Source organism: Pseudomonas sp. RIT288, from assembly GCF_000631985.1.
In the GTDB taxonomy this organism is placed as follows: domain Bacteria; phylum Pseudomonadota; class Gammaproteobacteria; order Pseudomonadales; family Pseudomonadaceae; genus Aquipseudomonas.
Map to the genome: position 1 here is coordinate 43,521 of NZ_JFYN01000013.1, position 10,527 is coordinate 54,047.

The 10,527-nt window shown below is 61.5% G+C and carries 10 protein-coding genes; 2 read left to right on the forward strand and 8 right to left on the reverse strand.

Annotation, left to right across the window (positions count from 1 at the left end):
• Positions 1 to 11: 11 nt before the first annotated feature.
• The 4 genes from BW33_RS14830 to BW33_RS14845 form a co-directional block, all read right to left on the reverse strand.
• Entirely contained in the window at positions 12 to 935 is a 924-nt protein-coding gene (locus BW33_RS14830; protein ID WP_047599781.1) for a universal stress protein, read from the reverse strand.
• 116 nt (positions 936 to 1,051) lie between these two features.
• Positions 1,052 to 2,290 (reverse strand): MgtC/SapB family protein, encoded by a 1,239-nt coding sequence (locus BW33_RS14835; RefSeq protein WP_047599782.1) that lies wholly within the window; start codon positions 2,288 to 2,290, stop codon positions 1,052 to 1,054.
• A gap of 38 nt (positions 2,291 to 2,328) precedes the next feature.
• Positions 2,329 to 2,538: a hypothetical protein gene (locus BW33_RS14840; protein ID WP_047599783.1), complete on the reverse strand. Its 210-nt coding sequence runs from the start codon at positions 2,536 to 2,538 to the stop codon at positions 2,329 to 2,331.
• A 36-nt stretch (positions 2,539 to 2,574) separates the two neighbouring features.
• Positions 2,575 to 3,648, reverse strand: coding sequence for an NAD(P)-dependent alcohol dehydrogenase (locus tag BW33_RS14845; protein WP_047599784.1), 1,074 nt, complete (start codon positions 3,646 to 3,648; stop codon positions 2,575 to 2,577).
• 294 nt (positions 3,649 to 3,942) lie between these two features.
• Here BW33_RS14845 and BW33_RS14850 point away from each other — a divergent pair, with 294 nt between their 5' ends.
• Together BW33_RS14850 and BW33_RS14855 are read left to right on the forward strand one after the other, a co-directional pair.
• Positions 3,943 to 4,866 carry a universal stress protein gene (locus tag BW33_RS14850; protein WP_047599785.1) on the forward strand — a complete coding sequence of 308 codons (924 nt, stop codon included), beginning with the start codon at positions 3,943 to 3,945 and terminating at the stop codon, positions 4,864 to 4,866.
• Positions 4,867 to 5,015: 149 nt separating this feature from the next.
• Positions 5,016 to 5,774, forward strand: a complete 759-nt coding sequence (locus BW33_RS14855) for a helix-turn-helix transcriptional regulator (protein WP_047599786.1) — start codon at positions 5,016 to 5,018, stop codon at positions 5,772 to 5,774.
• 60 nt (positions 5,775 to 5,834) lie between these two features.
• On the opposite strand, the gene BW33_RS14860 is transcribed toward BW33_RS14855, so the two are convergent.
• The 4 genes from BW33_RS14860 to macA form a co-directional block, all read right to left on the reverse strand.
• On the reverse strand, positions 5,835 to 6,194 hold the full coding sequence (locus tag BW33_RS14860) for a DUF6124 family protein (protein WP_047599787.1): 360 nt from the start codon (positions 6,192 to 6,194) through the stop codon (positions 5,835 to 5,837).
• A 141-nt stretch (positions 6,195 to 6,335) separates the two neighbouring features.
• Positions 6,336 to 6,710 (reverse strand): DUF6124 family protein, encoded by a 375-nt coding sequence (locus BW33_RS14865; protein WP_047599788.1) that lies wholly within the window; start codon positions 6,708 to 6,710, stop codon positions 6,336 to 6,338.
• A gap of 641 nt (positions 6,711 to 7,351) precedes the next feature.
• Complete coding sequence (locus BW33_RS14870; RefSeq protein WP_047599789.1) at positions 7,352 to 9,310, reverse strand: MacB family efflux pump subunit; 1,959 nt, start codon at positions 9,308 to 9,310, stop codon at positions 7,352 to 7,354.
• Positions 9,311 to 9,312: 2 nt separating this feature from the next.
• The gene (gene macA / locus BW33_RS14875; protein WP_047599790.1) at positions 9,313 to 10,461 is read right to left on the reverse strand and encodes a macrolide transporter subunit MacA; all 1,149 of its coding nucleotides are present in this window, start codon (positions 10,459 to 10,461) and stop codon (positions 9,313 to 9,315) included.
• Positions 10,462 to 10,527 lie beyond the last annotated feature (66 nt).

Here is a 10,527-nt window from a genome sequence, read left to right on the forward strand (position 1 = left end):
CGGGCGATTTTTCACGATTGCAGCGTATGCCCCGGTTTGATCGCCAGCACACTGCAAGGCGCACGATGCAGGATCTGTTCGGCGGTAGTGCCCAACAACTTGTTCAACCCGTGGTGCTGCACCGTGCCCAACACGATCACGTCAATGTGATGTTCCGCAGCAAACTCGCAAATGCTCGGCACCGGTGCCCCCTCGACAAAATGCCTGCTGGTCGGCGGGACACCGTGGCGTTCGGCCAGGGCGGCAAAGGCCTCGTGCTGCGCACTGCCCAGTGACTCGTAGATCCCGGTGGCCAGCGGCAAGGCGCCGTAGCCCATGTCCGTGGCATACACCGCCGCCCAGTCGTAGACATGCAGCAATTCGAGCCGGGCATCACACTGCTCGGCCAGGCGCACGGCGGCTTCGACAATCTGATCGTTGAAGCGCAGATCCTGATCCTCACTGCGCAACACATCGATGATCGCCAGCACACTGCGTGGCCGTGGATGCACGTCATCGGTGACCAGATGCACCGGCACCGGGCAATCGCGCAACAATTGCCAATCCAGCGGGGTGTAAAACACCCGCTTCAATGCCGACTCCTGCTGCGCATCCTTGATGATCAGCGCCAACGGCATCTCGTTGACGAACTGCAGGACTTCTTCGTACGGGTGTTGCACCCAGACCACCTCACTGGTGACCTCGATGCCATGACGTTCGAGCAATGTGGCCTGCCCGGCCAGCCACTGGCGATGCGTGCGCAGATAACCGTCGCGGGCCAGACGGATTTGCTCAGCGGCGAACAGGCCCGCCACCGCCAGCGCCTGCATGTAATCGAAGGCGACGATGTGCAACGGCCATTGCATGGCGACTGCCAACGCAGCGGCACGCTCGAACGCCGGGGTGTGGCTCATGGTGGGGGGAGCAATCAACAATAAACGTTGGGTCTGCGACATGGGGAACCTCGGCACGACAGCCATCTGGATCGAGTGAACAGATATCCAGATTGCGCGTTCCTGTTGCTGGCGAATTGATCTTGATCAGCTCTGCATCGAACCCTCGTCCCCCTGTTTCAGTGCCACAAGGTGCCGGCCCACATCGCCAGCGTCAGCAATACCTGCCCGGGGATGACAATCGCAGCGAAACGCTTGCCTCCGCTGACCCAGGCCACCACGCATTTGCTCAATGAGTTGCTGCTGATCGCGATCAGCGCGGGAGCGACAATCGCTTCCACCGGTAACAGACCGGCCTTGGCCAGCCCGGCGATAGAAGCGGTTGACGCGTGAGCATCGGCGAATCCGCTGAAGGTCGCGGTGAGCATCACGCCCACCTGGCCGAATTGACTGAGCATGACCGACGAGACCAGGGTGATCGCGGTCATGGTCAATGCGATGATCACGGCGAGTTTCAGATTGAATGCGCCGCCCGCCGGCAGCGTCTCGTCAGTGCCTTTGGTCGGCCGGGGCAACATCAGACCCGCGCTGTAGATCAACGCCGCCACGCTGCCGGACATTAACGGCAGCCACATGCTGCGCAACAAGGCTGGATCGACGGTGGCGAGAATCAGCCCGGTCTGAACCATGGTGGCGAGATTGGACAGCAGCGCCGCCGCGCTGAGGATCCGCAGATTATTCGGTTCCCGGGCGACCAGGTGGCCCATGGTCGCGATGGTCAGGGTGCTGGAAGCGAAGCCGGAGGCGATGGCGCTGATGACGTAGCCGTAACGAATGCCCAGCGTACGAACGGCGATGTGCCCGCCTGCCCCCACCAGCATCAGCAACACCGTCAAGGTGCAGATGGTGCGCAGGTTGAGCGCGGCATACGGCCCGATGTAGCGATCCGGCGTCAACGGCAGCAGCACCAGTGCGGTAATCAGCAAGACCAGGCCGTCGCGCATTTCGGTTTCGCTCAACTGAGTGATCGCGAAGTGATGCAGCTTTTCGCGATACGTCAGCAATCCCGCCACCACCACGCCAATCGCGACCGCCAGTTCGGGAGCGCGCGTGCACAGCGCGCCCAATATGAGCACCATGATCAGCGCCACTTCGCTGGTCACGCCGGGGTCGTCATCGCGCCCGCGCCAATAGGCGACGGTGATCAGCAAGGTCAAACCGATCGCGACAATTCCCACCAACAGCGCCGCCCCCACCACCATCGCGGCGTAGCCCAGCAATGCGCAGATCGCGAACGTGCGCAAACCTGCGCAGCCTCGACGCTCGCCGCTGCCCTTGTGACGTTCGCGCTCAAGACCGATGAGCATGCCGATGCCCAGGGCAGCCGCCGCCTGCATGATGCCAAGGGATTCATTCATCGTCGATCCGCCCTGCCCCGTCCATCAGCCCAACGGCTTCAGCCGGCGACGGCGTCTGCCTCTCTGGCCGGCTGGCCTGCCCCTTGGCGCTCGCTCGCCCGCGGCCAGGGGTGCGGAGCCTCGATGCGGGCCTTGAGCCGAGTGACGAATGCCCGCGCGTCTTCGAGGTGATCGAAGCTCACCTGCCAGTCGTCAAGGGACACGATCCAGCCATGCGGCGCCGCTGTTGCACTGATATCAATGTTCATCGAAAAGCCTCCGTCGAAGCGGAAAAAGGCCCTTGTTCAAGGGGTGATCGCGACCTTCATGACCCCGTCGCGCTGATGCGCAAACAGTTCGTACGCCGCCTCGATGTCGTCGAGTTTGAAGCGATGAGTCACCAGCGGCGACAAGTCCACTGCGCCGCTTTGCACCACCGCCATCAAGCGACGCATGCGCTCCTTGCCACCGGGGCACAGGGTCGAGACGATGCTGTAATCGCCCAGCCCGGCGGCAAAGGCATCGAGCGGGATGCGCAGGTCGCTGGAGTACACCCCCAGGCTCGACAAGCGCCCACCGGGACGCAGCACCCGCAATGCCGATTCGAACGTGCCCTGGGTACCCAGCGCTTCGATGGACACGTCGACGCCACGACCGTCGGTCAGGGCCATGATCTGCTCGACCACGTTGCCGTCCTTGAAGTTGACCACATGGGTCGCACCCAGCCGGCGGGCGACGCTCATGCGCTCCGGCACACCATCGACGCCGATGATCGTGGTAGCGCCCTTGAGACGCGCACCCGCCACGGCACACAGGCCAATCGGCCCGAGGGCAAACACCGCCACGGTGTCGCCGATATTGATCTCGCCGCGCTCCGCCCCGGAAAACCCGGTGGACATGATGTCCGGGCACATCAGCACCTGTTCGTCGCTGAGGCCGTCGGGGATCGGACACAGATTGGCCAGCGCGTCCGGCACCAGCACGTACTCGGCTTGGCAGCCGTCGATGGTGTTGCCGAACTTCCAGCCGCCAATCGCCTTGAAGCCGTGGCGAGTGTCCGGGCCGTCCTGCGAGCCGCAACCGCACAGACAGGCATAACTTTGTCCGCTGGGAGTGATGGCCCCGGCGATCACCCGTTGCCCCTCGACGAAACCACGCACCTGCGAACCCAGCCGTTCGATGACACCCACCGGCTCATGACCGATGGTCAGCCCTTTGGCCACCGGGTATTCGCCACGCAGGATGTGCACGTCGGTGCCGCAGATGGTCGTGGTGGTCACTCGAACCAGCGCATCCAGCGGGCCGACTTCCGGAATTGGTTTGTCTTCGAGCACGATGCGATTCTTTTCGACGAATATCGCCGCTTTCATGCTGGCCATGATCAATTCCCCTGAGCGCGTCGCAGCCTGAGATGTCCTCAAGACTGCGCCGTCGTCACGGCGCCGAAGTTGATAATGGTCAAACAATCCATGAATCAACCCACCGCACTGCTCGCGAACGGGACATTCCCGTCAACACACACCGCGCGTCCGATGAGTTGCGCTGCCAACGCGTCCCGTTGACAAATATCAATCCCACCCGCCACACCGGCGCCACGATGGGCTCAAGGCTCACGGCCCGAACACAGCGTCGCCTTTCGCGTCGTGTGTGCGATCAACCACGGGAGATTTGTCATGTCTGAGCAATCGCGTTTCATGCTGGTGGTTTCGCCGCTGATGAAAAACAGTCCGGCTTTCGAGCGCGCGGCCGCGCTGGCCAAGGCGTCTGACGCGGCCTTGCACATCGTTGCGTTCGATTATCTGGAAGGCTTGGCGACTGCCGGGCTGGTCAATGAACAGGCGCTGGAGCAAATGCGCCTGGGCTACGTCGAGCGCCATCACCAATGGCTCGAAGATCAGGCCCGGCCGCTGCGCAAACTCGGGGTGCACGTCACCACCGAGGTGGTCTGGGTCGAAAGTCCACTGGAGGAAATCCTCATTCACCTGCGCGAACAGCCGATGGCGGCGCTGATCAAGGCTCTGGAGCACGAATCGCTGCTGTCACGCCTGATGTTCACGCCGCTGGATGTGCATCTGCTGCGCGAATGCCCGGTGCCGCTGCACTTTGTCAGCCATGTGCAACACGCTCTGCCACGGCGTATTGTCGCGGCGGTCGACCCGTTCCATCGCGATGGGCAGTACCAGGGGCTGAACGACCGGATCCTGTCCGAAGCCGGCAAACTGGCAAGTTTATGTAACGCTGAGCTGGAGGTGATCTACGCCCACGACCTGTCCTCGATCAGCGCCGCCGAATTCGGTTTCGATCATGCCTCGGCGTTCTTTTCCTCCAGCGCCGCCAAAGCGCTGTTCGATGCCCAGGGCGAAGCCTTCCGTGAACTGGCCGAGCGCAACGATATTCCGGCAGAAAACCAGCACATGATCATGGGCGATCCGGCCAAGGTACTGGCCAGCTACGCCGATGCGTACGACATTGACGTAATCGTCATGGGCCGCGTTGCCCATCGCGGCATCGGCCGTCTGATCGGTAGCACCGTCGAACACCTGCTGTACCGGATGCCTTGCAGCGTGTGGGTGGTGGCGCCGGAAAAACTCGAATGAGGTTATGAGCTAATAACACCTTCATTAAACCGTCTTTCAAACGTTGTACTAGGATAGGATCCACATCCTGACATTTGCGTCGACCAGGGAGCATGCTCGACGCAGGTCAGGAATGGGATTGTTTCACCTGCAACTCATGGATGATGTTTATGAACTCACACCTGTTTCCCCATATCGGTAAAGTCATCGCGAGCACCGGCAGCCGGCACTTTCCACGGATGCTGCATGACCTGATCCAGACGCAACTGGCGGTGGACGCCACACACATTCGCCAGATGCGCGTCGAGCCGGTGGGCCGCCCCGCCCACCGCAACCCGCCGGAAGCCGGCAAGGACTCGGCCCAGCAGGCTGAAACGGTATTCTGCGAACAGATTGCCGCACGCTCGAGCGAGCCAATGGACCCGCCAGCCGCGGCCAGCGCCGACGCCTCACAATTGCACCTGACCCGGCGCAAGGACGGTTATCGCTACGTGATTTCGGTGTATCGCAACGACCAGTCGCAGCGTTTCTCGGCTCAGGAGCAGAGCTTGTTGCAGGACATTTCTCCAGTGCTGTTGCCGATGCTGGAAAAACACATTCACGCCCTGCGCCCCATGCAACCCGACACAGAAGCCCCGTCGCCCAGCGCTGACGGCTCGCAACCGGGCCTGGAAAATCTGCGGCTACGCTTCAACGAGCGTTTACAGCAACTGGGCCTGAGCCTGTCCAATCGCGAAACCGAAGTGTGCATCGGCCTGCTCGCCGGGCGCACCGCGCCGGAGCTGGCCGAGCAGTTGCAGTTGAAGGTCAACACGGTGGAAAGCTACCTCAAGCGCGCCGCGATCAAACTGGGGATCAGCGGCCGGCATTCGTTGATGCGCTGGATGTATTCGCCGGAGGACACAAGCCACGCCACCAGCGCAGCCTGAGTCCCCACCGGAACAAAAAACCGCCGCCCTCCCCGGGCGGCGGTTTTTTACATTGGGGGTCTAATCCTTCGGCACAACTCTATCCAGCGCTTGATTCACCGCCAACTCCCCCAGCATCACCACTTGCGCAATGCCCAACACCGTATTGCGACTCGGCCCTTCCAGCGTTCCGGCGAAATCACCAAGCATGACGGTGGCCGAGGCCAGGGATTCGCAGGCGTTGGCCAGCAGGGATTCAGTGTCGGTTTGCGGGTTGACCAGAAACATGCTGCTGGGGGTGTAAGGCGTCGCCATGATGTGCGCGGGCGCGAGGTAGTGATCGAGGGCGCGTTCGGCGGCTTCGTGGAGTTTTCTGGAGTTGAGGGATTCGTAGGGTGATAGCGGGTCTGTGATTGGCGGATTGTATGGGGTTTCGGGCATCAGCTGGAACTCCGATCGAGGCACTTTGAAAGAATGACTTTCTGTAGGAGCTGCCGCAGGCTGCGATCTTTTGATCTTGATCTTGAAAAAACAAAATCAAAAGATCGCAGCCTTCGGCAGCTCCTACAGGGGACCGGGCAGTTAGTTCGGCACGCGGCGGCCGTCCAGTACCCGGTTGACCATCAGTTCACTGAGCATGATCACCTGATGCAGCATCAGCATCGCCCGGCGCTGTGAGTGGTCGACGACGTCGCCGATGTCGCGGGCCATGTCGCTGGCGGCCGCTAACGACTCGCAGGCTTCGACGAGCAATGTTTCTTCGTCCACGGTGGGGTCGATGAGGAAGATTCTGCTTGATTTGCCTGACGGTACTGAAGGGATGGAGATCTTCAGTGCGCCGGGGTTGAGGTAGAAGTTGATGGCGCGGTCGGTTGCCGCTTTTATCTTCTGAGGGTCGAGGGCCGGGTCGTATGGGATCGGGTCGACATCTGGGGGGTTGGGTGTGGCTTTGAACATAAGTGACTCACTGTTTTAAATAAATGAGGAGCCATCACTCTCGCTACCAAACGAAGGGTGGCGGCCATTTGTGGGTTGGTAGACCGGTCAAAACAGTAAACCCGGCGCTCCCGAAAGAGCCCCACGCATGGCCACCATAAAAGCAGAGCCCCAATAACGGACCTGTAATGTGGCGCACGACTGTAATGAAACGGGCTACCAAACCCGATCACTGATTTTCAGTGACAGGGAAACGATATAGCCCGGCCCATAGCCGTGTAAGCCGGCGGATTCTGGCGTACGCGTAGGCAACGGCGCAAGGTGTTGTAGCCGTTATGGCGTAACGGTTCGTGTACTTTAAACGTGCTTGCGGGGGTGCGTTTATGTGCGGGGTCTGCTCTGTTGTTTTGATGGCCGCCATCGCTGGCAAGCCAGCTCCCACAATTTGACCGAGAGCATTCAGTCAGGGATTGGTCGGCTCCTAGGCCGTCATCGCCAGCAGGCTGGCTCCCACAATTGGATTGGGTGCATTCAGTTGGGGACCGGTTGGCTATCAGGCCGCCATCGCCAGCAGGCCTGGACGAAAAACAGCGACGGGTTCATGACCCGTCCCTTTCGATTTGTGAACTTCAGGCACGAGCCCGGCCAATCAGCTTCGGCAATTAGTCCCGCGCCAGCGCCTCGATCGGATCGAGACGCGAGGCGTTGCGCGCGGGGACGAAGCCGAAGACGATGCCGATCAGCGTCGAGCAGATCACTGCCGTCAGCACCGAGGCCATGGAGAACACCATCTCCCACTCCTTGATGAACAGCGAAAACAGGTGGCCGATGGCATACGACAAGGAAATGCCGATCGCCCCGCCGAGCAGGCAGACCATCACCGCTTCCACCAGAAACTGCTGACGAATGTCCGACTGGCGCGCGCCGACCGCCATGCGAATGCCGATCTCGCGGGTACGTTCGGTGACCGATACCAGCATGATGTTCATCACGCCGATGCCGCCGACCACCAGCGAAATCACCGCGATCAGCGACAGCAGCAAGGCCAGCGAGCGGCTGGTTTTCTGCACGGTCTGCATCACGCTGTCGAGGTTGTTGGTGTAGAAATCCTTGATGCCGTGGCGTTGCAGCATCAATTGGGTGACGTGATTTTCCACGACCTTGCTCGACTGGCCGTCCTTGATCCGTACACTGATGCTGTCGAGGAAACGCTGGCCGAGCAGGCGCCCGGCAGCGGTTTCGTAGGGCACCCAGACGTTGAGGGTCTTGCCCGAGGCAAACAGGTTCTTGTTCTCGGCCGCCACGCCGATCACCGTGCACGGCAGGTTGCCGATCAGGATCACCTGGCCCAGCGGATCGACGTCCTCGGCGAACAGTCGATGCCGGGTGTTGTAGTCGATCACCACCACCTGCGCCTGACGCCGGGCGTCGGTTTCGCTGAAGGTGATGCCCGCTTCCAGTTTGATCCCGCGCACCTGAAAGTACTGGTCGCTGACGCCGTTGATCTGCGCATCGAGGTCGATGTTGCGGTAACGCAGGAGCATGCTGCGGCCGACCACCGGGGTGGCGCTGTCGACGTAATACAGCTGATTCAGCGCGGTGACGTCGGCCGGCACCAGCGTCTCGATCGAGGCCGCGCGCTTGTCGCCGAAACTGCTGCCGGAATAGATATCGATGGTGTTGCTGCCGATCGCTGAAATGTCCTTGAGCACGTAGTTTTTTGCGCCCTCGCCGATCGCCGAAATCGACACCACCGAGGTGATGCCGATGACGATCCCGAGCATGGTCAACAAGGTGCGCATGCGGTGCGAAATCAACGCCACCCAGGCCATGTTGAAGGCTTCCTTGAACAGCCCGAGGCTGGCGACCAGGCGGCGGGTCGCCGCAGGTTTGACCGGTACCTCCTCTTCGCCCGGCAGTTGCCCGGTGTCGCGCTGATTGCGGCGGTCGCTGAGGATTTCTCCGTCGCTGACTTCGATGATGCGTTCGGCGTTGGCCGCGACTTTCGGGTCGTGGGTCACCAGAATCACCGTGTGCCCGGCCGCATGCAGTTCCAGCAGGATGCGCATTACCTCTTTGCCGCTGGCGGTGTCGAGGGCGCCGGTGGGTTCGTCGGCGAGGATCACTTCACCGCCATTCATCAAGGCCCGGGCGATACTCACCCGTTGTTGCTGACCACCAGAGAGCTGGCTCGGGCGGTGAGTCAGGTGCCCATCGAGGCCCAGCCGCGCCAGCAACTCACGGGCGCGGGCGTGGCGTTGCGGCGCGGGGATGCCGGCGTAAATGGCTGGCATCTCGACGTTGTGCATCGCGCTCAGGTGCGGCAGCAAGTGATAGCGCTGGAAGATGAAACCGAAGTAATCGCGGCGCAGTTCGGCCAGCGCCTGATCGTCGAGGTCGCGGGTTTCCTGGCCGTTGATCCTGTAGCTGCCGGCGGTGGCGTAATCGAGACAGCCGAGGATGTTCATCAGGGTTGACTTGCCGGAGCCGGAGGCGCCGATGATCGCCACCATTTCTCCGGCGTTGATCGTCAGGTTGATGTCCTTCAGCGCGAGAAATTCGCGGTCACCGGCAGTGAAACTGCGGGTGATGCCGGTCAGTTGCAGTAACGGCTGCGTCATGCTCAAGCCCCCGCCACGGCGGGCAGCGGATCACCGATCACCACCCGCTCGCCTTCACTCAGGCCCTGATTGATCTGTACTTTGACGTTGTTGTTGATCCCGGTCTGCACGTTGCGCGACTGCGCCTGGCCCTTGGCGTCCAGCACCCGCACCGCAAAGCTGCCATCGGCATTGCGTGGCCCGAGCGCGGCCACCGGCACGGTCAGCACCGATTGCGCGGTATCGAGGACGATGCGCACCTGCGCGGTCATCGAGATGCGCAAGCGATGGTCGGGATTGGGCACCTCGAACAGCGCGTTGTAGAACACGGCGGTATTTTGTTTCGGGGTGCCGGCCGGCGGCGCTTCGAGGAAGTTCTGCGGCGCCGGCTCAGTGCCGCGCAGCTTGCCGTAATAGCGTTTGTCTTCGCCGAGAATGGTGAAATACACCTGCTGCCCCGGCGCGATATGAATCACATCGGCCTCCGAGACCTGGGCCTTGATGGTCATGGTGTCCAGATCCGCCAGTTTCAGCAGGATCGGCGCCAGCTGGTTGGCGATCACGGTCTGGCCTTCCTGGGTGACGATGCCCACCACATCACCGTCGATCGGCGCAACGATCCGCGTATACGCGAGGTTGACCTTGGCGGTGTCGATCTGGATGTGCGCACTCTTGATCTGCGCGTCCAGCGACAGCAGATTGGCCTGCTGCACCTCGTAGTTCGATTGCGCAGTCTCGAAATCCTGACGCGAGATCGACGCGTCTTCCTGCAGGTTCTGATAGCGCTCGTAGATCGCTTTGGTCTGCTTCAGCTGGGCTTGCGTGGCGCGCTTTTGCGCCTGCAGGTTTTCCTCATCGACCTGAGCCTGACGCAGGGTGTTCTGCAGCACCAGCGGATCGATTTCCGCCAGCCACTGACCCTTCTTCACCTTGTCGCCCACCTTGACCTTGAGCGACTTCAGTTGCCCCGACACCTGAGCGCCGACGTCCACTTGCTTGACGCCTTCCAGCAAACCGGTGGCGAGCACGGTGTTTTCGATATCCGAGCGTTCGACCGGGGCAGTCTGGTATTTCGGCGCTTCGGCCGGTGCCTGCACCGTGTACAGCACCAACCCGGCCACCGCCGCCAACGCCAACCCCATACCGACTTTGCGCAACTTCGACTTTTCCATAAATAACCACAAGTCCGTTCAGGGATGAACCCGGCCAGCGGCCGGGTCTTGATAGAACAACCACAC

Coding starts and splice junctions, on each gene's coding strand:
- BW33_RS14835 (WP_047599782.1), bottom strand. CDS start 2,290: ATGAATGAATCCCTTGGCATCATGCAGGCGGCGGCTGCCCTGGGCATC.
- BW33_RS14855 (WP_047599786.1), top strand. CDS start 5,016: ATGAACTCACACCTGTTTCCCCATATCGGTAAAGTCATCGCGAGCACC.
- macA (WP_047599790.1), bottom strand. CDS start 10,461: ATGGAAAAGTCGAAGTTGCGCAAAGTCGGTATGGGGTTGGCGTTGGCG.
- BW33_RS14870 (WP_047599789.1), bottom strand. CDS start 9,310: ATGACGCAGCCGTTACTGCAACTGACCGGCATCACCCGCAGTTTCACT.
- BW33_RS14865 (WP_047599788.1), bottom strand. CDS start 6,710: ATGTTCAAAGCCACACCCAACCCCCCAGATGTCGACCCGATCCCATAC.
- BW33_RS14840 (WP_047599783.1), bottom strand. CDS start 2,538: ATGAACATTGATATCAGTGCAACAGCGGCGCCGCATGGCTGGATCGTG.
- BW33_RS14845 (WP_047599784.1), bottom strand. CDS start 3,648: ATGGCCAGCATGAAAGCGGCGATATTCGTCGAAAAGAATCGCATCGTG.
- BW33_RS14850 (WP_047599785.1), top strand. CDS start 3,943: ATGTCTGAGCAATCGCGTTTCATGCTGGTGGTTTCGCCGCTGATGAAA.
- BW33_RS14860 (WP_047599787.1), bottom strand. CDS start 6,194: ATGCCCGAAACCCCATACAATCCGCCAATCACAGACCCGCTATCACCC.
- BW33_RS14830 (WP_047599781.1), bottom strand. CDS start 935: ATGTCGCAGACCCAACGTTTATTGTTGATTGCTCCCCCCACCATGAGC.